The sequence below is a fragment of the Micromonospora sp. NPDC085948 genome (genome assembly GCF_040686315.1).
Taxonomy (GTDB): Bacteria; Actinomycetota; Actinomycetes; order Mycobacteriales; family Micromonosporaceae; genus Micromonospora.
Genome location: NZ_JBFBJW010000001.1, coordinates 622,138 through 644,472 on the forward strand (window position 1 = coordinate 622,138; position 22,335 = coordinate 644,472).

At 72.6% G+C, this 22,335-nt stretch carries 25 protein-coding genes; 6 read left to right on the forward strand and 19 right to left on the reverse strand.

Annotation, left to right across the window (positions count from 1 at the left end; genetic code table 11):
• Positions 1 to 133: 133 nt before the first annotated feature.
• The 3 genes from AB0O48_RS02960 (at position 134) to AB0O48_RS02970 (ending at position 3,182) form a co-directional block, all read left to right on the forward strand.
• On the forward strand, positions 134 to 1,417 hold the full coding sequence (locus tag AB0O48_RS02960; RefSeq protein ID WP_357241327.1) for a VWA domain-containing protein: 1,284 nt from the start codon (positions 134 to 136) through the stop codon (positions 1,415 to 1,417).
• The gene (locus tag AB0O48_RS02965; protein ID WP_357572723.1) at positions 1,417 to 2,196 is read left to right on the forward strand and encodes a peptidase; all 780 of its coding nucleotides are present in this window, start codon (positions 1,417 to 1,419) and stop codon (positions 2,194 to 2,196) included. The genes AB0O48_RS02960 and AB0O48_RS02965 overlap by 1 nt, the downstream gene beginning before the upstream one ends.
• 329 nt (positions 2,197 to 2,525) lie before the next feature.
• Positions 2,526 to 3,182: a 4'-phosphopantetheinyl transferase superfamily protein gene (locus AB0O48_RS02970; RefSeq protein WP_365062543.1), complete on the forward strand. Its 657-nt coding sequence runs from the start codon at positions 2,526 to 2,528 to the stop codon at positions 3,180 to 3,182.
• Between the two features lie 251 nt (positions 3,183 to 3,433).
• On the opposite strand, the gene AB0O48_RS02975 is transcribed toward AB0O48_RS02970, so the two are convergent.
• Genes AB0O48_RS02975 through AB0O48_RS03065 form a run of 19 tightly spaced genes read right to left on the reverse strand, consistent with a single transcriptional unit; the run spans position 3,434 to position 18,719 of the window.
• Complete coding sequence (locus AB0O48_RS02975; protein WP_357572724.1) at positions 3,434 to 4,315, reverse strand: beta-ketoacyl synthase N-terminal-like domain-containing protein; 882 nt, start codon at positions 4,313 to 4,315, stop codon at positions 3,434 to 3,436.
• Complete coding sequence (locus tag AB0O48_RS02980) at positions 4,308 to 5,495, reverse strand: beta-ketoacyl-[acyl-carrier-protein] synthase family protein (RefSeq protein WP_357241314.1); 1,188 nt, start codon at positions 5,493 to 5,495, stop codon at positions 4,308 to 4,310. Before AB0O48_RS02980 ends, AB0O48_RS02975 begins: the two co-directional genes overlap by 8 nt.
• A 21-nt stretch (positions 5,496 to 5,516) precedes the next feature.
• Positions 5,517 to 6,425, reverse strand: coding sequence for an alpha/beta fold hydrolase (locus tag AB0O48_RS02985; RefSeq protein ID WP_357241311.1), 909 nt, complete (start codon positions 6,423 to 6,425; stop codon positions 5,517 to 5,519).
• Between the two features lie 25 nt (positions 6,426 to 6,450).
• Entirely contained in the window at positions 6,451 to 7,131 is a 681-nt protein-coding gene (locus AB0O48_RS02990) for a DsbA family protein (RefSeq protein WP_357572725.1), read from the reverse strand.
• 7 nt (positions 7,132 to 7,138) lie between these two features.
• Positions 7,139 to 7,879: a 3-oxoacyl-[acyl-carrier-protein] reductase gene (gene fabG / locus AB0O48_RS02995; protein WP_357241305.1), complete on the reverse strand. Its 741-nt coding sequence runs from the start codon at positions 7,877 to 7,879 to the stop codon at positions 7,139 to 7,141.
• Positions 7,876 to 8,376, reverse strand: a complete 501-nt coding sequence (locus AB0O48_RS03000) for a beta-hydroxyacyl-ACP dehydratase (protein WP_357241302.1) — start codon at positions 8,374 to 8,376, stop codon at positions 7,876 to 7,878. The genes fabG and AB0O48_RS03000 overlap by 4 nt, the downstream gene beginning before the upstream one ends.
• Positions 8,373 to 8,753, reverse strand: coding sequence for a hypothetical protein (locus AB0O48_RS03005; RefSeq protein ID WP_357241299.1), 381 nt, complete (start codon positions 8,751 to 8,753; stop codon positions 8,373 to 8,375). The genes AB0O48_RS03000 and AB0O48_RS03005 overlap by 4 nt, the downstream gene beginning before the upstream one ends.
• Entirely contained in the window at positions 8,750 to 9,013 is a 264-nt protein-coding gene (locus AB0O48_RS03010) for an acyl carrier protein (RefSeq protein ID WP_357241296.1), read from the reverse strand. The genes AB0O48_RS03005 and AB0O48_RS03010 overlap by 4 nt, the downstream gene beginning before the upstream one ends.
• Positions 9,014 to 9,020: 7 nt before the next feature.
• Entirely contained in the window at positions 9,021 to 9,305 is a 285-nt protein-coding gene (locus AB0O48_RS03015; RefSeq protein WP_357572726.1) for a hypothetical protein, read from the reverse strand.
• Positions 9,298 to 10,413, reverse strand: coding sequence for a beta-ketoacyl synthase N-terminal-like domain-containing protein (locus AB0O48_RS03020; protein ID WP_357241289.1), 1,116 nt, complete (start codon positions 10,411 to 10,413; stop codon positions 9,298 to 9,300). The genes AB0O48_RS03015 and AB0O48_RS03020 overlap by 8 nt, the downstream gene beginning before the upstream one ends.
• A gap of 33 nt (positions 10,414 to 10,446) precedes the next feature.
• Positions 10,447 to 11,265: an SDR family oxidoreductase gene (locus tag AB0O48_RS03025; protein ID WP_357572727.1), complete on the reverse strand. Its 819-nt coding sequence runs from the start codon at positions 11,263 to 11,265 to the stop codon at positions 10,447 to 10,449.
• Positions 11,249 to 12,184 (reverse strand): beta-ketoacyl synthase N-terminal-like domain-containing protein, encoded by a 936-nt coding sequence (locus AB0O48_RS03030; RefSeq protein WP_357241283.1) that lies wholly within the window; start codon positions 12,182 to 12,184, stop codon positions 11,249 to 11,251. The genes AB0O48_RS03025 and AB0O48_RS03030 overlap by 17 nt, the downstream gene beginning before the upstream one ends.
• Positions 12,181 to 13,371 (reverse strand): beta-ketoacyl synthase N-terminal-like domain-containing protein, encoded by a 1,191-nt coding sequence (locus AB0O48_RS03035; protein ID WP_357241280.1) that lies wholly within the window; start codon positions 13,369 to 13,371, stop codon positions 12,181 to 12,183. The genes AB0O48_RS03030 and AB0O48_RS03035 overlap by 4 nt, the downstream gene beginning before the upstream one ends.
• Positions 13,355 to 14,335: a thioesterase gene (locus AB0O48_RS03040; protein WP_357241277.1), complete on the reverse strand. Its 981-nt coding sequence runs from the start codon at positions 14,333 to 14,335 to the stop codon at positions 13,355 to 13,357. Before AB0O48_RS03040 ends, AB0O48_RS03035 begins: the two co-directional genes overlap by 17 nt.
• Positions 14,332 to 15,123 carry an alpha/beta hydrolase gene (locus AB0O48_RS03045; RefSeq protein ID WP_357572728.1) on the reverse strand — a complete coding sequence of 264 codons (792 nt, stop codon included), beginning with the start codon at positions 15,121 to 15,123 and terminating at the stop codon, positions 14,332 to 14,334. The genes AB0O48_RS03040 and AB0O48_RS03045 overlap by 4 nt, the downstream gene beginning before the upstream one ends.
• A gap of 5 nt (positions 15,124 to 15,128) precedes the next feature.
• Positions 15,129 to 16,052, reverse strand: coding sequence for a beta-ketoacyl synthase N-terminal-like domain-containing protein (locus AB0O48_RS03050; protein ID WP_357572729.1), 924 nt, complete (start codon positions 16,050 to 16,052; stop codon positions 15,129 to 15,131).
• Positions 16,049 to 17,188 carry a beta-ketoacyl synthase N-terminal-like domain-containing protein gene (locus AB0O48_RS03055; protein ID WP_357572730.1) on the reverse strand — a complete coding sequence of 380 codons (1,140 nt, stop codon included), beginning with the start codon at positions 17,186 to 17,188 and terminating at the stop codon, positions 16,049 to 16,051. The genes AB0O48_RS03050 and AB0O48_RS03055 overlap by 4 nt, the downstream gene beginning before the upstream one ends.
• A complete protein-coding gene (locus AB0O48_RS03060) occupies positions 17,185 to 18,435 on the reverse strand; it encodes a beta-ketoacyl-[acyl-carrier-protein] synthase family protein (protein ID WP_357241265.1) in 1,251 nt (416 codons plus the stop codon). Before AB0O48_RS03060 ends, AB0O48_RS03055 begins: the two co-directional genes overlap by 4 nt.
• 11 nt (positions 18,436 to 18,446) lie before the next feature.
• Positions 18,447 to 18,719, reverse strand: a complete 273-nt coding sequence (locus AB0O48_RS03065; protein WP_357241262.1) for an acyl carrier protein — start codon at positions 18,717 to 18,719, stop codon at positions 18,447 to 18,449.
• Between the two features lie 1,234 nt (positions 18,720 to 19,953).
• On the opposite strand from AB0O48_RS03065, the gene AB0O48_RS03070 reads away from it, so the two are divergent.
• From AB0O48_RS03070 to AB0O48_RS03080, 3 genes are read left to right on the forward strand one after another with little or no spacing between them, the layout of a single operon-like run.
• A complete protein-coding gene (locus tag AB0O48_RS03070; RefSeq protein WP_357241259.1) occupies positions 19,954 to 20,658 on the forward strand; it encodes a response regulator transcription factor in 705 nt (234 codons plus the stop codon).
• A 34-nt stretch (positions 20,659 to 20,692) separates the two neighbouring features.
• On the forward strand, positions 20,693 to 21,439 hold the full coding sequence (locus AB0O48_RS03075; RefSeq protein WP_357241256.1) for an SGNH/GDSL hydrolase family protein: 747 nt from the start codon (positions 20,693 to 20,695) through the stop codon (positions 21,437 to 21,439).
• The gene (locus AB0O48_RS03080) at positions 21,436 to 22,113 is read left to right on the forward strand and encodes a TetR-like C-terminal domain-containing protein (protein ID WP_357572732.1); all 678 of its coding nucleotides are present in this window, start codon (positions 21,436 to 21,438) and stop codon (positions 22,111 to 22,113) included. Before AB0O48_RS03075 ends, AB0O48_RS03080 begins: the two co-directional genes overlap by 4 nt.
• Positions 22,114 to 22,335 lie beyond the last annotated feature (222 nt).

Consider the following 22,335-nt stretch of genomic DNA (forward strand, 5'->3'; position numbering starts at 1 on the left):
GTGACCTGGCGTGGACCCAGCGCGCGATGGGGGCCGGCCAGCGGGGCTCGTCGATTCAGGCCGGGGGTGGCGGGCCGCCAACCCCCGCCATCCCAAGTGATCATCCAAAGTGGATCTCACTACACTGCGGGCCGTGATCAACTTCAAACGATCGGCGGCTGTCCTTCTCGGACTGTTGGCGACCACCGCGCTGGCCGGGCCGGTCCCGGCGCAGGCCGACGAGGAGCCGGTTCCCGAGCCTCCACGGGTTGAGCTCGTGCTCGACGTCAGCGGCTCGATGCGCGCCGCCGACATCGACGGACGCAGCCGGATCTCGGTCGCCCAGCAGGCCTTCAACGAGGTGGTGGACGCGCTGCCGGAGGACACCCAGCTCGGCATCCGGGTGCTCGGCGCGACCTACCGTGGCAAGGACAAGAAGGTCGGCTGCCAGGACACCCAGCAGATCGTGCCGGTCGGTCCGGTGGACCGCTCCGCGGCCAAGGCCGCGGTGGCGACGCTGCGGCCGACCGGGTTCACACCTGTCGGCCTGGCACTGCGCTCGGCCGCGCAGGACCTGGGCACCGGGGCCACCACCCGACGGATCGTGCTGATCACCGACGGGGAGGACACCTGCGCGCCGCCGGACCCGTGCGAGGTGGCCCGCGAACTCGCCGCCCAGGGCACCAGCCTGGTCGTCGACACCCTCGGCCTGGCCCCCGACGAGAAGGTCCGGCGTCAACTGCTCTGCATCGCCAGCGCGACCGGCGGCACCTACACCGCCGCCCAGAGCGCCGAGGAGCTGACCGGCCGGATCAAGCAGCTCGTCGAGCGGGCCGGCGACACCAACACCCGGGCGCCGACGGTCGTCGGCGGCGCGAACGCCTGCGACACGGCACCACTACTCGCCCCCGGCGTCTACGCCGACCGGGAGGCGTTCTCCGAGCACCGCTACTACCGGGTGCCGGTACGCCCCGGGCAGGAACTTCGCGCATCGGTGAGCATGGCGCTGGACCGAGCGGTCAACCGGGACTACGGGGTGCTGCTGCGGGCCACCGCAGCGGACGGCCGGGAACTGGTCCGGGGCGCGGACGCCGGCAGCGGGCGAGCCGACGTGCTCTCCGCCGGACTGCGCTGGTCGGCCACGGCCGACGACGAGGACGCCGCGCGAATCAAGGAGAGTGCCACCCCCGTCGTCGAACCCACCACCGTCTGCCTGGTGGTGAGCAACTCGTTCGCCCCACGCCCCGGCACCGCGGCGACTCCGGGCATGCCGGTGGAGTTGACCATCGACGTGGTCGCCGCCGCGCCCGAGCCGGACGGGCCGGATCTCGGCCGAGGTTGGGCCCTGCTCGCCCTGCTCACCGTCGTCGGGCTGCTCGCCGGCCTGCTCGCCGGCCTGCTCACCCGCTGGTGGGTCGCCACCTGGAGGGAAAACTGATGCGTACCGCACTGTCGCGTTCGCTGGCGGCCCTGCTCGCCGCAGGCGGAGCCGCGCTGCTTCCCGCCCCGGCCGTCGCCGCGCCGACCCCCTCCCCCGGAGCCACGCCGGTGAACCGGGCCGGTACGTCGTTCCTCGGCGCCACCCCGATCGCCGCCGGACAGCCGGTGCGGGTGGACGCCTCGATCGGCGACCACCTCTACTGGTCGTTCCCGGCGACCGCCGGTCAGGTGCAGGAGATCAGCGCCACCGTCACCTTCCCGAAGGGGCGCAGCGGCGCATCCACCTGGACGGTCGACGTCTTCGACGGTCTGCGGCGGCGTCAGGCGTGCACGGCGGGGGCGCAGACCCCGACCGTGGACGCCACGGCGACGAGCGTGGCGCTGGGCTGCACGCTGCGCGAGGTGCGGCCGTGGGCCGAGCCCTGGTCGGCCGACCCGCTGCCCGGCTCGTACGTCGTCCGGCTCTCCGTGATCGACCTGCCCGAGCCGGACCTGGGCGCGCCGATCGACGTGGACCTGCTGGTCGGCACCATCGCCGACCGGGGCGCCTCGACCGACGACGGCGAGCTGGCCGCGCCGCTGGTGCCGAACACCAAGGCGGGCACGGTGCTCAACGCCGTACCCCCGGCCGACCCGGACGCCGACGGCGAGGGTGACGCGGCGGACTGGTTGCCGGATCTCGGCTCGCGGTGGATCTGGACCGGCATCGGCGGCGTGCTCGCCGCGGTCGCCGGCGTGGTCGGCTTCGGTCTGACCCGGCGTCCCCGGCGCGGCTGACCCGCACGCACGCCCTGGTGGCCGCCGCCGGTCGGCGGCGGCCACCGGTGTGTTGCGCAGATCCTCGGAGGCGGCAGCGAGGCAGGAGCCCGGGTAGACGCTGAGGATCGCCCGGCCGGCCCAGTACTCCTCCAGCAACCGGCTGCGCTTGGTCGCGCGCGGCCGAGCGGATGGTGCTCGCCCTCCCCCGGTGGCGACCGGAGAGCGCTGCGGAAAAATCCGGCGTTACATCCCTGCGGTACCTTCACCCCTCATGGCAGTCGGAAATTTGACGGTTGACCAGGTGCTGGCGTGGCGGCCGGGCCGGGCATGCCTGGTGGGAGGCGGCGATGCGTGATCTGCTGCCCGCCACGGTCGCGGTGGCCGTCGCCCGGCCGGACGACTTCGGCGGGGAACTGCTGGCGGCCGAGCTGGCCTGCCTCGGCGAGCGGGCCGTGGAGAGCCGCCGGCGCGACTTCACCGCCGGGCGCGTCTGCGCCCGCCGGGCCATGGCCGGGCTGGGTCTGCCGCCGGCGGCCGTGCCGGCCGCCGCCGACCGGGCGCCGGTCTGGCCGGTCGGGCTGGTCGGTGCCATCACCCACACCCAGGGCTACTGCGCGGCCGCCGTCGCCCGCCGGGCCGACATCCGGTCCGTCGGCATGGACGCCGAGCAGCACCGCGAGCTCAACGCCGGGGTACGCCGACTCGTCCTGCTGCCCGAGGAGGAGGCCGACTGCGCGCGGTTGCCCGGCGGCACCTTCTGGCCGATGGTGCTGTTCAGCATCAAGGAGACCGTCTACAAGGTGTGGTACCCGGTTGTCGGCAGTTGGCTGGACTTCCACGACGCCCGGGTAAAGATCGACGCGGAGGCCGGTACGTTCACCGCGCGCATCGCGCCGGCCCGGGTCGACGCGGCGGCCGTCGCCGACCCGCCGAGCACGGTGGCCGGCCGGTTCGCGCTCGCCGACGGACTGGTCCGCACCGCCGCGATCCTCGAACACCGCTGACCGTCCAACGGGTCAACGAGTGGTCGCCGCCGGGTGGGACGGCGCCCGGCGCGACGATCGGGTGGTCATGAGCGCACGGTAGCGTCGGCGGGTTCGGAGAGGCGATGGCATCGAGGCTGGTGGGCTGGCTCTAGGTGGCTCGCAGCGCCAGCGCCGAGTTCCGCCAGGACGGTTGGTAGGAGTTCGGGTTGGCTGCAGTCGCTGTTGGCGCGTAACAGCAGCGTGGTCAGCGCCTCGTCCTGCGGCCGCCGTCACCGAGCCGGGGTGAGCCGGACCGCCGCCGCGTGGCCGGCGGGGTCGCTCACGGCGATCAGAGTGGCCGCGGGCAGCGGGCCGGTCAGTGCCTCCGCGACGGTCAGCAGCCCGCCGGCGCCGGCGCGGTCGACCGGTTGCGGCCGCGGGACGAATGTCGCGGTCCGGCCGGCCGGGTCGGCCCCAGCGGCCGCCCGGCGGGCCCCGGCGGCCGGGTCGCGGTCCCAGGTCTCGGCGACCCCGGCCAGGACGGCCAGGGCACGCGCACCCCGGGCGGCCACGTGGCCGGCCGACTCGAGCACCACCACCACCACCACCTCGGCCTGCGGGAAAGAGCCGCGGACCGGCGACGGGACGTCCACCGCCGCCACGACGGCGACGTCGAGGTCACCCGCCGCCACACAGTCGGCCGCCGCCACCAGCGCACTCAGACCCGAGCACGAGCCGCTCGCGAAGGTCATCACCGCGCCCTGAGCGCCGAGCCCTTTGGACAGCTCGGAGGCGGCGCCGTTGTAGCTGGACTGCGGCGCCAGCACCGGGCTCAGCGTCGTCGGGCCGGCGCAGAATCCGTCGCGCAGGGCCTCGAGGTACATGCCGAGGCCGGCCGCCGTCGACCCGACGAAGACACCGGTCCGTTGCGGATCCGCCGGAGGCACCTCCAGGCCGGCCGAGTCGGCGGCGTGGTGCAACAGGCGCGCTTCGGGGCTGAGCCGGCGCAGTTGACGCCGTCCGAGCGGCGCCGGAGCCGGGTACGCCTCGGCCGGAATCCGGACCGGCCACGTCGTCCGCGAGCCGGGGTAGGTGTCGGCCGCCGAGATCTCCGGTCCGGTCGGGACGGCGCCGGTGAGCGCGTGGACCCTGGTCAGCAGCAGCTCAGTCACGGCCGTACCCCGATCCGATCCGCGCGAAGACACTGCAGGAAATGTTGCCGCCGAAGCCGAACGCGTTGTTCAGCGCGACGTCGACCCGGCCCTGCCGAGGCTCGCCCAGCACCAGCTCGAGCCGGCAGTCCGGGTCGATCCGGACGAGGTTGGCGGTCGCCGGGATCACCGAGTCGCGGATGGCGAGCAGGCAGCCGATCGCCTCGATCAGGCTGGCCGCCCCGTGCATGTGCCCGAGCGCACCCTTGAGCGAGGTCACCGGCAGGGCGTCGGTGACCGGGCCGAAGACCTCGCGGATCGCCTGTGCCTCGATGGTGTCGTTGGCCCGGGTGCCGGTGCCGTGGGCGCTGATGTGACCGATGTCGGCCGGGTCCAGCCGGGCCGAGGTCAGGGCGGCCCGCATCGCGGCCTTCGCGCCGCGGCCCTGCGGGTGCGGCGAGGTGATGTGGTACGCGTCGCTGGTGTCCGCGCAGGCCAGGACCTCGCCGTAGAGGTGCGCCCCGCGCGCCCGGGCGGACGCCTCGGACTCCACCACCAAGGCCGCGCCGCCCTCGGCCACCAGCATGCCGGTGCGCTCGGCGTCGAACGGCCGCACCACGTCCCGGCTCATCGCCCGCAGGCTGCCGAACAACATGAACATGCTCGGCGCCAACTCGTCCACGCCGCACACCACGGCCGCGTCCAGCCGGCCCGCCCGGATCGCCCGGACCGCCACGCTGAGCGCCGTGTTGCCGGCGGCGCAGGCGGTGCCGACCACCACGCTGGGCCCGGCGGCGCCGAGCTCCCGCGAGATTTCCGCCGCCAGCTCACCCGGGCCCGGCACCGGCCCGGCGTCCGGCTGAGCGGCCCCGCCCTGATGGAAGGCCAGCGCCGGCGCCTCCAGCACGCTGCGGTTGCCGAGCACCGCGCCGACGTAGACGCCGGTCCGGTCGCGGCCCGGCGGCAGGCCCGCGTCGGCCACCGCCTGACCGGCGGCCTGCAGTCCGAAGCCGAGGCACAACGGACGACCCCGTACGCCGGCCGGCACGACCTCCCCGCCCACCGCGTCCGGCAGGCCGGGCACCGTGACCCGCCGCAGCGGGCCGGTGCCCACCTTGCCGGCCAGCAGGCCCTGCCACAGCGGTTCGACGCCCACGCCCAGCGACGACACCGCCCCGAGTCCGGTCACCACCACGCGCATCGGTTGCTCCCCCGCCGTCGGTCATCCGGTCATGGCGCGCTCGAGGAAGCCGAGCACGGCCGTGCTGTACTCCGGGCCGCCGGCCCGCAATCCCTGCAGGTGCACCGCGCCCGGCACCACCTCGACCCGCGCGCCCGGGTAACGGGCAGCCATCTCCTCGACCGCGGCCACCGGCGTGATCGTGTCCCGATCGCCGACCAGCATCAGCATCGGCGGCGACCCGGCCCGTTCGACCGACGGCGGCCAGTCGGCCGGCGAGTCCAGGACCGCCGCCCCGAGCCGGCCGTAACTGCGGGCCAGCAGGGAGTAGGCCGGTCGGGCCCGCAGCGGACCCGGCACCGGCACGATGCCAGAGAGCAGGAAGTTCTCCACGACCGCGGCCACGTCGAGCGTCGGCCCGCTGTCGCACACGATGGCCGCGATCGGCTCGGTCATCCGGGACACGGCGTAGAGCATCGGGAACGTGGAGAACGAGAAGCCGAAGAGGGCCAGCTGCGCGCCGTGATACCTCTCGTCGCCACGCACCCGGTCCACGACCGCCAGGACGTCGTCGGTGAACCGCCGGCTGAACGACGTCACCGACCGGTCGTCCCCGCTGCGGCCGTGGTTGCGGAAGTCGAGAAGCACCACGGTGTAGCCGGCTTCGCGCAGCATCGCGGCGTGGCGCAGGCTCCAGGTCTTGTCCAGGCCGATCCCGTGTCCGACGACCACCACCCGGGCCGGATCGGCGGGCAGCACGAGCAGGTCGAGTTCGACCCGGCCGCCGTGCACCCGGACCGGCCAGTGTTCCTGGTGCCACCGCGCCAGCACGTCGCCGGCCTTGGGCTTGCGGCGCGGCGGGTGCACCATCAGGTACGCGAGGGTCAGGGCGTAGAGCGGGGCCAGGGGTGCCAGCAGCACACCGGACAGCCGGTTCCCGGAATTCGTCATCAGCCCATCCTGCCGGCCCCGGCGGTCAACCACAGCCACCGGCGTGTCCCTGGTCCGCGCCCATGCTCGCCCGGTGCGGCTCGGCCGGCGGTTCGGCCACATCGGACGGCACGGCGGCGGTTGCGGCGACGAATGCGGGCAGCCGGTCGATGCCCCAGAACTTCTCCCGGCCGGCCACGAAGAACGGCACGCCGAACACCCCGTCGCGGTGCACGGCCAGCAGTGCCCGCACGCCGGCCGCCCGCCGCTCCGGATCCTCGGCGGCCCCGGTCAGCATCTTCGGATCCAGCGACAGGTCGGCGGCGAGCGACGCCATGGTCGCCGGGTCACAGATGTCGCGGCCCTGCTGCCAGCGGGCCCGGTAGACGGCGTCGATGAATTCGCGGCCCCGGCCGGCGTCGGCGGCGACCAGGTAGGCCAGGTGCGGCACCTCCCACCGCGGTTGCCGGTCGATCGGCCAGGCCACCTCGAGGCCACGGTCGGCCGCCAGCCGCCGGACGTCCTGCAGGATGTAGAAATGCTTGGCCCGCGACATCGCCACGTACGGGAAGTCGCCCCGGGCCGACCGCAGCGCGGTCAGGCTCTGATCGTCGGGCTCGAAGAACATCCGCCACTCGACCCGGGCGGCCGTCTCGGGATAGCGGTGCAGCAGGTCGTGGTGCGCGAGCCACGAGTACGGGCTGCGCAGCGAGAAGTACCAGTGCATGCCTACCTCACATCGCTATTCCGCCGTCGACCCGGACGACCTGGCCGGTGATGTACGTGGCGCGCTCCGACGCCAGGAAGGACACCAGATCGGCGACCTCCTCGGCGGTGCCGAACCGGCCGAGCGGGATCTGTCCCGCCGCCTTGTCCCGGACCTTGGGTGTGAGGTCCCTGGTCATGTCGGTTTCGATGAAACCGGGCGCCACCACATTGGCCCGGATGCCGTACGGCCCGCATTCCTTGGCCAGCGCCAGGGTCAGGCCGATGATCCCGGCCTTGGAGGCCGAGTAGTTGGTCTGGCTGGCGTTTCCGAACACGCCGGCGACCGACGACATGGTGATGATCGACCCGGTACGGCGCTTCATCATCGAGAAGATCGCGGCCCGGCAGGCGTGGTAGACGCCGTCCAGATTGGTGCGCAACACCGTGGTCCAGTCGTCCTCGGCCATCATCACCAGGGCCCGGTCGCGCACCACACCCGCGCACGGCACGAGCGTCGCCAGCGGGCCGAGCTTGTCCTCGACTGTGGTGACGAAGGCGCGCATCTGCTCGCCGTCGCTGACGTCGACCCGTTCGGAGACGATCTGGCCGCCGAAGCCGGCCGCGAGCTCGGCCACCTCGGCCGCCGCCTCCGCACTGGCGTGGTAGCACAGGCCCAGGTCGTACCCGTCCTCGGCGAGGCGCAGCGCGACCGCCCGGCCGATGCCGCGCGAGGCCCCGGTGACCAGCGCGACCGGCCGCGCGCTCATCGTGGCTCCCCGGCGCCGGCCAGGGACGGGCGCAGCACGTCGATCGGGCGCATCGCCATGACGAACTGCGCCACCGTCAGCACTGGTTCGCCGGCCACCACGCTCTCGCCGGTGAGGATGGCCGCGTCCGCGGTGGCTCGCAGCATCCGGACCCGGTGCTCCACGACATCGCCGGGCCGGGTGTCGCCGCCGAACTCGACGCCGTTGATCGCGCCGCCGAGCATCACCGCACCTGTGCGGACGTCCGGGTTGGGCCGATCCCAGGCGACCAGCAGCGCCGCCGCCTGGCACCAGGACTCGACGAGCAGGACCACCGGGTAGGCCTCGGGTCCCGGCGCGACGGCGTCCAGGTCGGCCGCGTACCAGCTCTCGGCGTACGTGACCGCCTTGAGTGCGGTCAACCGCTCACCCGGCACGATCTCGGTCAGCCGGTCGAGCAGCAGAATCGGATAGCGGTGCGGCAGCGCCGCGGCGATCTCGGGGGGTCCGAGGTTCATCGGCGGTCTCCTTCCCGGTCGGTCTGATAGCGCAGGCGGATCTCGGCCGCCGTGCCCCGGTCCGTTTCGGCCACGCAGCGGAACGCCCCGGCCGGATCGGTCTGTTCGATCCGGAACCGGACCTCGTCGCCGGGCAGCACCGGGCTGTGGAACCGGCTGCGTTCCACCCCGGCCAGCCGCCGGGGACCGGCGACCGCGGTGATCGCCCGGTGGGCGCACTCGATGAGGAAGACCGCGGGGAACACCGGGAACCCCGGGTAGTGCCCGCGGAGTAGGGGAAGGTCGGCCTCGGCGACGGTACGGGCGATGATCACCCCGTCGGCGCCGGAGTGCGCGTGCACCGGGATGCTCAGTGCCGACCGGATGCCGGCGCTCACGCCCGGGCCGCCAGCTTGCCGGACAGCAGCTCGGCGACCGCGTCGAGCGAGGTGACCGACTTCAGCTCGGATTCCTGCATCTTGACTCCGTACTGCTTCTCGACCCGGACCACGATCTCCAGCGCCATCAGCGAGTCGACCTCGAGCTCGGTGACGAAATCGGTGTCGTCGCCGACCTCCTCGACTCCCACGTCGACAGCGTCGGCGATAAGCTGGCGCAGCTCGTCCTTGTCGACCAGCGGCTCGGTGTTGTCACTCATGGCGACCTCATCTCTCTCCGTCACCGGAGCTCATGGATTCGACCAGTCCGAGGCGGTACGCCCCGGACCGGAACTCGGGGTGCCGCAGCAGTCGGCGGTGAAACGCGACCAGAACGACCGGGTGGCCACCGACCCGGGCCGGGCCGTGGATCGCCGCCTCGGTCGTGCCGGACCGCTGCCGGGCCTGCTCCACCCGCTCGGGGTAGGCGATCCGGTCGGTGAGGCCGAGAACGTCGGCCGGCAGCGCGTCGATGCCGACCAGCACCCGGTCGCGCTGCGAGAGCTCAGTCATCGTCTGCCTCGTCGCCGGCCCGGACCCGAACCAGGGCACAGCCGAGCGAGCCGTCCCGGTCGACCGAGGTCACCAGGGCCGTCCCGGCGGACGCCGGCGCGGGCGCGCCGGGCACCGGCAGCAGCGCGGCGATCTGGAACGCCGCCGACGCGGCCGAGGTCTCGCCGAGCCGATCGGCCACCTCCAGCCATCGGGCCCGGGTGCCGGGCAACGCGCTGCGCAGGGCCGCGGACTCCAGCCGGCCGAGCTCGCCGGCCGGCTGCGACGGCACGACCGTATCGATGTCGTGCGGGCGCAGCCCGGCTTGGTCCAGGCAGCGGGTGATGACGCGGGCCAGGACGGTGTCCGGGCTCGCGTGCCGCCCGTGCACCCCAAACTCCAGCCCGAGCACCTCGGCCAGCGGTCGGCGCCCGGCGGCCCGGGCGTGCCCCTCCGGCTCGACCAGGAAGATCACACAGCCTTCGCCGAGCACCCGCTCCCGCGGATCGGTCGGGCGTTCGGTGTGGTAGTCGAGCCAGCACCGCTGGTCCGAGAACTCCTCGGCGGCGCCGCACAACAGACTTGCCGCGTACCGGCCGTGCTGCATGCGGATGGCGTAGCGCAGGGCGAGCAGGGCGGCGGTGCGCCCACCGGCGATGGTGGTGTTCGGGCCGCGCAGGCCGTACCGGATGCCGCACTGCCCGGCGGCGCAGTTCATCACCGTGTTGGGGAAGCGTGCCGGATCGACGTCGTACGGCCGGCTGCGCACCAGCGAATCCCGGGTGAAGTCCATGATGCTCTGCAGGCTGCCGTTGCTGGTGCCGAGCACCAGACCGAGCGGGTCCTCGCCGGCGGCCAGGTCGGCGCAGCCGTCCGCGAGCAGGTTGCCTACGGTCGCCACGGCCAGGGCGGTGACACGGTCCATCGAGCGGGTGCCCTTCTTGCCCAGCGCGGCCGCCGGGGAGAAGCCGGGAATGACCGCGCCCCTGGGGTACGGCATCGCCGCGCCGTCGCCGGGCAGGGTGCTGACCGCGCTGAGCTGATCGCGGAGCCCGTCGGTGAAGGCGGCGGCGCTGGCGCCGAACGCCGACACCGCGGACCAGTGTGAGATGACCGGCCGCAGGGTCATGGCTGGGGTGCTCCTCTCGGGTAGAGCGGGTCGTCAGATTGAGACGAGTTCGCCACCGTCGACTCCGATCACGTTGCCGGTCAGCCAGGAGGAGTCCGACAGCGACAGTCCGAGCACCGCCTCGCCGACGTCCTCGGGCACGGTGATGCGTCGGTGCGGGTTGCGGGTGCGCGCGAGCTCGGCCAGGGCCGGGCCGCCCGGGATGAGCTCGAGGGCGGGCGTCATGGTGATGCCGGCCCGCAGCGCGTTGATCGCGACGCCGGCCGGGGCCAGCTCGACCGCAAGCTGGCGCACGTGCGACTCCAGCGCGCACTTGGCCGCCGAGACGGCGCCGTAGGACGGCATGATCCGGGAGGTGCCCGAGCTGGTCAGGGCGTAGATCTTGGCGCCCGGCCGGAGCAGGCGGGCGCTGTGCAAGGCCTGCGTCCAATAGACCAGACTGTGCGCCATGACATCGACAGTCATCGCCATCTGGCGCGGCGCCACCGTCTCGGCCCCGGGTTCGCCGAGGTACGGCAACAGGGTGCCGAACGCCAGCGAGTGCAGGGTGATCCGCAGACCGGCCGGGCCGGTGAGCCGGGCGGCCGTCTCGGTCACCTCCTCGCGGGTGCTGGACGAGGCGGCGTTGCGGTTGAAGAAGTGCGCCTCGACGCCCTGCTCGCGCAGCTCGCCGGCCAGTTCCTCGGCCATCTTCTCCCCTTCGTCGCGGTCGAAGTAGACGCCCAGGACGTTCACCCCCTCGGCCGCCAGCGCCCGGGCCGTGGCCCGGCCCATGCCGCTGGAGACGCCGAGGATCAGCGCCCAGGACCCGCGCAGCGGGACAAGCATCGTGATCTCACCTGCTTCCTTCATGCCTTCGTGCCGGGGTCCGGACGGCCACCCGCGAGCGCGCGAAGGCGACGTTGCCCTCGGCGGCGGCGGCGACGACGACCAGGTCCGCGCCCGGCCGGCGAAACGACTCGGTCAGGTGGTGCAACGGTGTGAGACAACCCGGGCCGGGCGGGTAGAGCGTCACCCGGTGCCGACGCCGGACCAGCCAGGTCAGCACCGCCGCACCGGTCGCGGTGTCGTCGGCGAACACGCTCACCGCCAGCTCCGGCTGGCCGAGCCGGGACCACACCCGGTCGAGGACCGGCTCGACCGGCTGGTCCGGCGAGAGGTGACCGGTGGCGACCTCGAAGCTTCCGTACGGGTTGAGGTCCGGCCCGCCTGGATGGGGCCGGGCGCAGATCAGCGCCACCGCGCCCACGTCGCCGTCGCGGTGACCGGGTTCGCCGGGCGGCGGGCTGTCCTCCATCGCACCCAGCACGGCCAGGTCGGCTCGACCGGCCGCGATCGAGCGCAGGCACACCGCGGCGGCCTCCAGCCCGGCGGTCCGCGGCGAGGTGATCGTCAGGTTTCCGCCGCGCAGGGCGTACTCGATGGACAGCCGGCCGGCGAACAGGCTGAGCGAGAAGAACGGGGCGAGCATCGGGCTGATGTCATCCGAGCTGCCGCCGATGATCGCCTCGTCCATCTCGGCGAGCAGGCGGCTGCCGGCGTTGTTCGTGCCCACGAAGGCCCCGCGTCGCTCCGGCGGAACCGATCCGATCAGCTCGCCCGAGTCATCGACCGCCCGCTGCGCGGCGGCCAGCAGGTACTGGCAGGCGGCGGGCAGCCGGCGGTAGCCGCGGCCGCTGAACGAGCGGGTGATGTCGAAGTCGGCCGGCTCCCCGCCACCCTCGGTCCGCAGCGCGACCGAGCCGATGCCCCACACCTGGACCGTCCTCACGTCCCGAGCCCCTTTATCAGCAGGGAGACGTTGTTGCCGCCGAAGGCGAGCGCGTTGAGCAGGATCGCCGCCGGGCCGATCGGCACCGGCTCGTCCTGCGGGATCCACACGTCGCACTCCGGATCCTGCTCACCCAGGCGCGGGCTCGGCGGGATCAGGCCGTGCCGCAGCACCAGGGCGGCGGCCACGCAGGCGAACGCCATCGCCGCGCCGGCCGTGTGCCCGAGCGACGACTTGAGGCTGAGCAGCGGTGGGCGGTACGTGCCGAAGAACTCGCACAGGGCGCGGCTCTCCATGACGTCGTTGTGCCGGGTGCCGGTGCCGTGCGGGATCACGCAGCCAATCTGGCCGGCGCCGAGCCCGCTCTCACCGAGGGTCTCGCCCATCGCCCGCAGCAGCTGCCGGGCGGTCGGCTCGGGCGCCGTGGCGTGGTAGCCGTCGCAGCTCCAGGCGCCACCGGCGACTTCGGCATACGGCGTCCGGCCGTGCCGGCGCGCGGTCGCGGCGTCCTGCAGGACCAGCATCGCCGCTCCCTCGCCGAAGATCGTGCCGCGGCGGTGCCGGTCGAACGGCCGGCACCGGTCGGGGTCGACCGCGCCCAGCCGGTTGAAGGCGCCCAGGGCCACCCGCGACCGGCCCTCGGCCCCGCCGACCAGCACCGTGTCGTGCTCGCCGCTGCGGATCATGTCCAGCGCCACCACCATGGCGTAGCCGCTGGCCGCGCATGCGTTGCTGATGCTGGTGCTCGCTCCGGCCAGGCCGAGCGTCGTGCTGACCGCCGCCGCGGTCACCGCGGCCGAGTGCCAGCGCGACCTGGGATCGGAGGCACCGTCGGCCCGCCGGCTCTCGTCCACATCGGAATTGCCCATCTCGGAGCCGAAGACCAGGGCGGCCGCCCGGGTCTCGGGTTCGGTGAGCCCGGCGTCGGCGACCGCGGCCCGGCCGGCGGCGACGGCGAACCGGGCCGCCCGGCCGAGCGGCACGTCGGCCACCGCCTGCGGCCCGGCCGGCACGCCCCGGTTGTCGACCTGGTAGACCAGCGGGTACGGCATGTGGGCCAGCGGGTCACCGATCGCGGACGGTGCCGAGCGCGCCGCCAGCAGACCCCGCCAGAACGCCGGAACGTCCGCGCCGAGGCAGGAGACGGCGCCGATCCCGGTGACCACGACACTACGCAAGGTCGTCACCGCTCAGCACCCGCCGGCCGGACGGCCGGCTGACCGCGTGGTAGAGCCGGTCGTCGAAGTCGACCAGGGTCCAGTCGCTACGGTCCAGGATGACCGCGTACCCGTGGGTGATCTGGCCGGTGGCGGTGCGCACCAGCCGGCCGTCGCGCTCGACGAACCAGTCCAGCCGGGCGGTGTAGGTGGCCCGCTTGAACACCTGCTCGACGGTGAACAGGGTGTAGATCGTCTCCTCCATCAGTGCCTCGTCGAGGATGGTCACGTTGGAGTGCGGGACCACCGGGATCCAGTTCTGCTCGTCCAGCAGGGTCTTGATCGAGGCGCCGCGCTCGGCCAGGAAGACGTCCACCGCCTCCTCCATCAGGCGCAGGTAACCCGACATCTGCAGCCGCTCGGTGAAATGGCAGTAGAAGTAGGGGATCCGGCTGCGCCAGACCACCGCGTTGCCCTCGGCCGCCAGTTCGGCCACCGTCAGCGGCAGCGCCCGCCGGGCGTCGACCGGGCCGGCGTCGCGGGTGATGTGGTCGGTGACCAGATCCGAAACCGCGGACGGCGGCGGACTGGCCGGCCCGCTCCCGGCGGCGACCCGCAGCTGGACCCGGACCGTCGAGGTGACCGCCCGCACCGGGCCGGACTCGCGGTCGACCTCGATCGTGACCGCCAGGACCAGCTCGCCGCCGCTGACGTCCTTGAAGGTCACCGTGGCCCGGGCCAGGTCGTCGAGGTGGAAGGCGTGCGCGATCCGGGTGTTGAGCACCACCAGGTCCAGGCCGAGGGCGTGCTGCTCGTAGAGCTTCCGCGACGGCAGGCCGCTCTGCCGGAAGTAGTCGAGCACAGCCTCCTCGACCAGGTAGTTGACGTGCTTGAAACCGATCCAGGAGCAGATGTTCGAGCCCTCGTAGCGCGGGCGTACCAGGGTCTCGGTGCTGGACAACAGGTCTGCGGTGGCGGGCAGGGTGGTGGTCATCGAAGCTCCTGATCTCGGGTCGGCAAGCAGTGGGCGAGCAGCAGGGCGGCGACCTCGTCGGGCCGCTCGGCCATCGGGAAATGTCCGCAGTCCGCCAGGACGTGTAGGACGGCGTGCGGCAGGTGGCGGCTCAGCGCCTCGGCGTCGGACGGTCGGGCCGCGAAATCGTCCGCGCCAGCGACCACGACCACCGGGCCGGGCCAGGCGCTCAGGTCCAGCGATGCGGTTTGCAGGTAGGCGTCGAAGAACCGCATCCAGCCGTACGGGCCGATCACCTCCCGCAGGCGCGCACCGAGGTCGTGCAGCAGCTCGCCGCTGACCCGGCCGCCGGAGCGGACGGTCAGCCCGGCCTCGAGGATGCGGTGGAAGTCGTTGAGGTAGTAGGTGATGTCCGACCACTCGAAGTCGGTCGGGTGCGCTCGGTAGAACGGCGAGATCAGCATCAGTGCCGGCGGCGGGCCGGCCGGCCGACGGGCCAGGTGGTGCAGCGCGAGCGTCGCCGCGTACGAGTGCGCGACGACGACCTCGCACCGGCCGCCGACGCCGTCGATCGCCGCGCCGAGGGCCGCCACCGGATCGCCGCTCAGCGCCCAGTCAGGGTCGCCGCCGCTGTTCCACGGCAAAGCCGCCTCGTAGACATCACAGGTCCCGCGCAACCGGGCGGCCAGCGGCTGCCAGATCCGGGCGCCACCGGCCAGTCCCGGCAGCAACAGCACCCGGCCGGCTCCGCCGCGCGGCGCCGGGAAACCCGGTGCCGGCCGAACCGTCACACTGCTCGGGCTGGGCACCACGCTCACCTACGCCCGGTCAGCAGCAGGGCACCGGCCGAGTCCGCGTCAGCCGCCGTGGCCAGCACCGGACCGGTGCGCCCGGAGTCGAACCAGCCAATCGCGGCGACCGCCTGCAGCACGCCGAGCGCGCCGGAACAACGGCCGAGCGCGGCCGCGAGATCGATCACGGCTGGACCCTCCCCGGCCTCGCCGGGCCGGCCCAGCACCAGGGCCGGATCGGTGCCGGGCGGGCAGACGACGCCGATCGCGCCGGCGAGATCGGCCCGGCGGGCGTACCCGGCCACCTCGCCCCGGTTCACCGTGCCGCGGGCGGCGGCCGATCCCTCGGCCTCCAGGACCAGCGCGGCCGCGCCGTCGAACCGGGAGCCGGGCGGCCCGCCCAGCAGCCGCTGGACCACCGTGTTGTCGGGTTCGCAGCCGACGACCAGGACCCGCTCGGCCCGGCCGGCCCGGATCAGTAGCCGGCCCCAGCTCACCGCGTCGAGGCCACCGGCAATGCCGTTGCACAGCGTGATGTTCGGCCCGCGCAGGTGGTGCTGGATGGCCAGCCACGACGCGGTGACATTGCTGGACGTGTTGGGTAGGTCCATCGGGCTGGTGCCGTCCACGCCCTCCTTGGCGATGGTGCCGGCGACCGTGCAGACGCTGTCGAGGTTGCCCAGGTCGGTGCTGACCACCACGGCGGTCCGGTCCCGGCCGGAAGCCGGCGGCTCGGTGTCGGCCAGCCCGGCGTCGCGCAGCGCCTCCCCGGCGGCGAGCAGCGCCAGCCGGGTGGCACGGTCCTTGTACCGCAGACCGCGCCCGGTCAGCCAGTCCGGTGGAGCGATGGCGGCGGGCCCGGCCAAGGCGAGCAGATCGGCCGGTTGCCGGACGCCGGCCACGGCCAGCCCGACACCGCTGATCAGCGTGGCCGTCCCGGCGCTCACGACGCCACCGCCTCGATCACCGAGACCGCGTTGACGCCGCCGAAACCGAAGGCGTTGACCTGGGCCACGCGAACCGGGCCGTGCCACGGCCGGTCCCGGACGAGGCGGAAGCCGGCGGCCGCCGGCGTCGGATCGGTGAGCCCGAGGACGGGCGGCACCACCCCGCGGCGCATCGACTCGGTCGCCATCAGCATGCTGAGCAGCCCCGAGCCGCCGGCGGTGTGCCCGGTGACCGATTTGATGGCGGTCATCGCCGGGTTCGCCCGGGGCGGATCGAAAACCTCCCGGACGGCGCCGGCCTCGGCCTCGTCGTTCAGCGGGGTGCCGCTGCCGTGCAGCATGACCAGGTCGATGTCGCCGGCCTCGACCGCGGCCCGGGTGTGCGCCTCGCGCATCACCCCGGCGATGTTGGCCCGGTCCGGCGCGGTGGGGTGCCGGGCGTCGCAGTTGAGCGCAACCGAACGGACCCGACCGTACCGTTTCGCCGCCGGTAGCCCCGCGCGCTGCAACACGACGGCGACCGCGCCCTCGCCCATCAACATGCCGCGGCGTGCCCGGTGGAACGGAAGCAACGCCGCCGGCGGTTCGGCGTGGACCCGGTCCAGCAGCCCGAACGCGCTCTCGGTGATGGCGTCGACGCCGGCCACCACGACCCGGTCGGTGAGGCCGAGCTCGATCAGGTCGGCGCCCATCCCCAGGGCGTACAGCGAGGCGGCACAGGCGTTGGCGACGGTGTAGGTCTCCCGGGCGCCGAAGGCGCGGCGCAGGGCCGGCCCGAAGTGCAGATCGTCCGGGCTCAGATCGGCCTCCCCGTACCACCACAGCTCGGCGGTCCGCAGCTCGCGCAGAGTGGTGCCGACCAGCACCGGCGCGGTCAACGGCTGGTCGCCCAGGCCGGCGTCGGCCAGGGCCGCCCCGATCGCGTGCACCAGCCACCGGGTGGCCCGCAGCGGCTCGTCCACACCGGGCTCCTTGCGGTCGTCCACCTCGTACGCGTGGTGGGTGTGGAACCGGTCGAGATCGAAGGCCCGCAGACCGGCCAGCGCGGTGCGCCCCGCACACAGCGCGGCGAACGAGTCGCCCAGGCCGGCGCCGATGTTGGAGCGCACCCCGGCGCCGACGATGTCCCAGCTCACGACATCAGCTCCGCGGACTGCTCGGGAGCGCGGCCGAGGATCAGCACGGCGTTGTTGCCGCCGAAAGCCAGGCCGTTGTTCTGTACGACGTTGAGCCGGGCCGGCACCGCCTCGTTGGGTACGCAGTCCAGGTCACAATCGGGATCGCTGGTGCGGTGGTTGATGGTCGGCGGGATGAAGTCGTTGGTCAGGGCCAGGGCGCAGGCCGCCGCCGACAGCGCGCTCGCCGCGCCCATCGTGTGCCCGATCATCGCCTTGATCGAAATGGCGCGGGGCGCGTCCGCACCGAACACCTGACGGATCGCGGCCGACTCGGTCACGTCGTTGGCCTTGGTACCGGTGCCGTGGGCCGAGATGAAGTCGATCTCGTGCGGCTTGACGCCCGCGTTGCGGTGGGCCAGTCGCATGCACTCGGCGATGCTGTCCCGGTCGGGGGCAACCGGGTGCGAGGCGTCGCAGTTCAGCCCGTACCCGAGCACCTCGGCGTAGATCCGGGCGCCGCGGGCGCGGGCGGAGGTGAGGCTCTCCAGGGTCAGGATGCCGGCACCCTCGCCGGTGAGGATCCCCTTGCGGTCGCGGTCGAACGGCTGGCACACCTCGGGGGCGATGGTGCCCAGCCGGTAGAAGCCGGTGAAGGTCTTGCGGCACAACGCGTCCGCTCCGCCACACAGGGCGATCTCGACGTCGCCGGCCCGCACCGCGTCGAATCCGTAGCCGAGGGCGTAGTTGCCCGCGGCGCAGGCGGTCGGGATGGTCACGGCTTCCACATCGGTCAGTTCGAGTTCCTGGGCGATGCCGGTGGACAGCCGGGTGGCACCGATCCGGCTCGCCACCCCCGGCGCCATCGCCATCGGCCCGCCCTCGACTTCCTGGCCGACCAGCTGGTCGAGGTCGCGGGACTCGCCGTCGGTGGTGCCCACGGAGACCAGGGTCCGCCGGCCCCGGATGTCGTCCAGACTCAGGTGCGCGTCACGGACCGCCATACCAGCGGCGGCCACCGAGAACTGGGTGGCCCGGCCGAGCTCGTCGACCGGGGTCCGCTCGATCCATTGCCCCGGATCAAAGTCGGCGATCTCGCAACCATTGGCGTACGCGTAGCCCTCGGTGTCGAAGGCGGAGATGGGACGTACCCGGCTGTGGCCGCCGAGCAGACCCTCGAGAAAGGCCTGCACGCCGACGCCGATGCTGGTGACGACACCCAGACCGGTGATGACCACCCGATGACGCGGATCAGTGACGTCGCCCATGCCCGGTCCTGTCAGGCTTTCCAGCCGGCGCTGGACTGCAGCGTCGCGTAGACGCCGGCCAGGTTCACCATCCGCGCCAGCTCGGCCTGGTCGATCGTCACGTCGAAGGCCCGCTCCAGCGCGGCCAGCAGCTCGATGGCCCGCAGCGAGTCGGCGCCGTGGTCCTCCTTGAAGAGGCTGGTTTCGGTCATCTCGTCGAGTTCGACCTCGAGGACCTCGGAGACGATCTCCCGGATCATCTGTGTGCGTTCCTCGTCGATTCCGATCGCGCCGTCGACGGTCATGAGGCAACTCCTCGCATTCGGCGGGATCCGATATCCCGTGAATTCGTCCGGCAGCACCGGAGGACGGGGAGCACGCTAATTGGGCCGGGAGGGCGGCGTCTTCCACACACAATGAAAACGGGGTACGCGTTCTGTCCAAATCTGCGATGGCCGGCTCAACGCAGGCGCACCCAAACCTTGATCGTCATTCAGAAGGCTCCGGCGGTCCACTGTGGCTGACCTCATGGTGTCACTACGAGTAACGGCGCCCGCCTCGCTGTGGATCACCAAGGTCGCGGACCAAGGAGATCATCGAAGGCCAGCCGCCGCGCTGTCAGACCATGACGGACTTCGCATTGATCAAGTCGCTGAACTGGTGACCACGATGTTCGCTCTGCTGGGTTCACCGGCCACCGTCTCACGGGTCATCAGGCGGCTGCGACCGGTGCTCGGCCGGGCCACCGCCGAGCTGGCACGCGCAGGCGAAACGCCCGGCGGTCCTGGGCCGACGGATTCCTTCCCCTACCGGAGAACGCACCGGCGTGACCGGGATGTGCTCCGGCGAGCGGCCGACGAGCGAGTTCAACGTTCGAGCGGAAGCCGACCTGGGCGGCCGTCTGGTCGACACCGGGCTCCCGTGCCCTGGCGCCCGTCAGGACAGCAAGGCCCTGACCGGGTCAGGCACCGCCGAGCGGTGGGCCACACACCTGCGACCGAATGGACCTGGCAGCTCGCCGCCTCGGCTAGCTGGGTACCGCCGCGCTCACCGGCAGGCGCAAACCCCGCGGCCGGGACCTCACCGACGTTCAACGCACCTGCAACAGCACCCGCAATCGGCTGGCACGGACGCCTGGAAGACTTCCCGGAAGTGCTACACACCGTAACGGGCCTGGAAATCCATCGGACCTGGGGCTGGAGACTTTCTGAATAACGCTCCTTGACTTGGCATGTCGACAAAAAAGGATATAACACCGTAATTTGTAATTATCGAGTGCTTTGTTAATAAGAGGTAACGCCGCCGAGATATAGCTTGACGCCGATGATCCGACAGGACATGCTGGGCACCGAGATGGGATTCCTGACGCATTCCGGTCCGATGTGATCCCGGTAGCGTCAATTCCGTCGGCGACCGGCGTGACACCGCCGGTACGGACATCAGCTACCACCGGGCCGGGTGGCGCGGCTGATTCCCGGTGCCGGGTTCAGGGAAGGCGGGCCCGCTTTCCCGGACGACGCGTCGACTCTTCATGGGGGAATGTTGAACTCCGCAGTCATCAAGGTCCAGCTGAGAGAACTCCCGTCCATAGTCCGCGCCGGCGTCGCCGCGGCCCTGCGTAACGAGCCGGACATCATCCTCGCCGACGACAGCGTGGTGACCACTGTGCACCCGCGCGCGCCCGAGGTGATCGTGATCGACCTGATGGAACGCACGCTCGACGACCGGCCGGACGGCCCGGGCGACGGCACCGCCGAGCCGCACATCGTCGCCCTGTGCTCCGGCGCCGAGCACGCGAGCGCCCTGCAGGCGATCCACCACGGAGTGCGGGCGGTGGTCCACCGGGACGGCCCGGTCGGCCACATCGCGATGGCGATCCGCGCGGTCGCCGCCGGCGAGGCGTTCCTGTCCCCGCCACTCACCCGCTACCTGCTCGAAGGGGTCCGGATCGACCGGCCCGGGCCGTGCCGAAGGCCGGTGGCCGCCAGCCTGAGCCGCCGGGAGCTCGAAGTGATCGCCCTGCTGTGCGACGGCGTCGCCAACCCGGAGATCGCGCGCAGGCTCTCCATCTCGGCGACCACGGTGCGCTCACATATCCACCACATCGCCACCAAGTTCGGGCTGCGGGACCGCACTCAGGTCGTGGTGTACGCCTTCCGGCACGGGTTCGCGGCACCGGACCCGGGCGAGGGGTCTTCCGTTGCCTCGGTCCGACCCCGGCTGTTAAGGTCGGCTATGTCATAACGGTGTTATTTGGACGGCGAACGAGGTGGTCGGCATGGCGGTGAACCGGTGGTTGCCCCGTTTCCTGCGGGAGATGCCCCGACTGCCCGACGCCGCCGGCGACCACCTCGGCGAAGCCCCCGGCGACGGACCCGTCATCCGGATGGTGATCGTCGGCGACTCGGCCGTCACCGGCGTCGGAGCCGACCACCTGGACAGCGCCCTGGCCGGTCAGCTCGCCACCGCGGTGGCCGGGCTGACCGGCCGGGGCGTCTGCTGGCGGGCACTGGGGCGTACCGGGGCCCGCGCGCGCACCCTCGACACCTACTTCCTGCGGCACCTCAGCGACCCGTGCACGCAGTGGCGCCCCGACCTGGTGATCGTTTCCATCGGGGTCAACGACGTGACCCGGCTGCTCCCGCCGCGGCTCTGGGAGCGTGACTTGCTCGCCCTGATCGACCGGATCCGCCACCGGCTCGACCGCTCGGTGCCGATCCTGTTCATCCAGCTCCCACCGGTCCGGCAGTTCATCGGGCTGCCGGCGCCGCTGCGGCGGTCGCTGGGCCTGCTGGCCGAGCGGTACAACCGGCGCCTGCGGTTGCTGGCCCGGCGCGACCCCGACGTCTACCGCCTGCCGGCCGATGACCTGCTCGTGCCGCTGGCCGACTTCTTCGCCTCCGACGGCTTCCACCCGTCGCAGATCGGCTACCGGGCCTGGGCCCGGTCGATCGCCTCACAGATCGCCACCGTCGTGGACCTGCGGGCCGGCCGGTCGCCGGCAACCGCCCGGAGTGGCCGGTGACGCCGGCCCGCCGGACGACGCCGGCCCGCAGGCGGGGCGCACCGGCGGCCGCCGCCGAGGTCCGGGAGGCGCTGTTGACCGTCGGGTGCCGCCTGCTCAGCTCGGACGGCCCGGCCGCGCTCTCGGCGCGCCGGCTGGCGGCCGAGGTCGGCACCTCCACGATGGCCATCTACACCCATTTCGGGGGTGTCCCCGACCTGGTCGAGGCGATCGTGCAGATGGGGCTCGACCGGCTCGCCGAGCGGCTGGCGGCGGTCCGACCGACCGACGATCCGGTCACCGATCTGGCCCGCCTCGCCCGGGTGTACCGAGACAGCGCACTGGCCGACCCCCATCTGTACGCCGTCATGCTGGGCGGCGTCGCGCAAGCCCACTTCGGCCTGAAGCCTCGCGATCTCGAACTCGATTCGCTCACCCTCGGCGCCGCCGACGTGCACGTCCGCCGAAGCATCGAGGCGGGCCGGTTCCGGGCCGGCCCGCACTGGGATCTGACCGTCCGGGTCTGGGCGATGATGCACGGTTGGGTGATGTTGGAAATCGCCGGTTACGGGATCGGAGCCAGCGTTGACGACTATCTTCTCCACGTTCTCGTCGGGGCCGGCGACAGCCTCGCCGACGCCACCCGGTCGGTGCGGCGATCGGGTGGCGTCGGCCCGACGGCTGGGCCTAGCTGAGCAAACAGACTAGATCATCTTGTATCCACGTACGTCAATGCAGTTGTGATCGCGGAAAAAGTCTTACCGGGCTACGCCCAGGCACATTCGCCCGGCAGCATGGTCGGCAGTGACAGCCATCGGGGGGTTGATCGTGGGTACGTCGTCGGCGCCGCTCGCCATTCCTCCGATTCCGCCACCGCTGCGGCGATCTTGCCGCAGCGGACCGCTCCTGATCGCCGG

Bases quoted from the DNA above. Each gene is read 5' to 3' on its own strand.
- AB0O48_RS02965 (WP_357572723.1), top strand. From the start codon at position 1,417: ATGCGTACCGCACTGTCGCGTTCGCTGGCGGCCCTGCTCGCCGCAGGC.
- AB0O48_RS02970 (WP_365062543.1), top strand. From the start codon at position 2,526: ATGCGTGATCTGCTGCCCGCCACGGTCGCGGTGGCCGTCGCCCGGCCG.
- AB0O48_RS02980 (WP_357241314.1), bottom strand. From the start codon at position 5,495: ATGCGCGTGGTGGTGACCGGACTCGGGGCGGTGTCGTCGCTGGGCGTG.
- AB0O48_RS02985 (WP_357241311.1), bottom strand. From the start codon at position 6,425: ATGACGAATTCCGGGAACCGGCTGTCCGGTGTGCTGCTGGCACCCCTG.
- AB0O48_RS02990 (WP_357572725.1), bottom strand. From the start codon at position 7,131: ATGCACTGGTACTTCTCGCTGCGCAGCCCGTACTCGTGGCTCGCGCAC.
- fabG (WP_357241305.1), bottom strand. From the start codon at position 7,879: ATGAGCGCGCGGCCGGTCGCGCTGGTCACCGGGGCCTCGCGCGGCATC.
- AB0O48_RS03000 (WP_357241302.1), bottom strand. From the start codon at position 8,376: ATGAACCTCGGACCCCCCGAGATCGCCGCGGCGCTGCCGCACCGCTAT.
- AB0O48_RS03010 (WP_357241296.1), bottom strand. From the start codon at position 9,013: ATGAGTGACAACACCGAGCCGCTGGTCGACAAGGACGAGCTGCGCCAG.
- AB0O48_RS03015 (WP_357572726.1), bottom strand. From the start codon at position 9,305: ATGACTGAGCTCTCGCAGCGCGACCGGGTGCTGGTCGGCATCGACGCG.
- AB0O48_RS03020 (WP_357241289.1), bottom strand. From the start codon at position 10,413: ATGACCCTGCGGCCGGTCATCTCACACTGGTCCGCGGTGTCGGCGTTC.
- AB0O48_RS03025 (WP_357572727.1), bottom strand. From the start codon at position 11,265: ATGAAGGAAGCAGGTGAGATCACGATGCTTGTCCCGCTGCGCGGGTCC.
- AB0O48_RS03040 (WP_357241277.1), bottom strand. From the start codon at position 14,335: ATGACCACCACCCTGCCCGCCACCGCAGACCTGTTGTCCAGCACCGAG.
- AB0O48_RS03060 (WP_357241265.1), bottom strand. From the start codon at position 18,435: ATGGGCGACGTCACTGATCCGCGTCATCGGGTGGTCATCACCGGTCTG.
- AB0O48_RS03065 (WP_357241262.1), bottom strand. From the start codon at position 18,719: ATGACCGTCGACGGCGCGATCGGAATCGACGAGGAACGCACACAGATG.
- AB0O48_RS03070 (WP_357241259.1), top strand. From the start codon at position 19,954: ATGTTGAACTCCGCAGTCATCAAGGTCCAGCTGAGAGAACTCCCGTCC.
- AB0O48_RS03075 (WP_357241256.1), top strand. From the start codon at position 20,693: ATGGCGGTGAACCGGTGGTTGCCCCGTTTCCTGCGGGAGATGCCCCGA.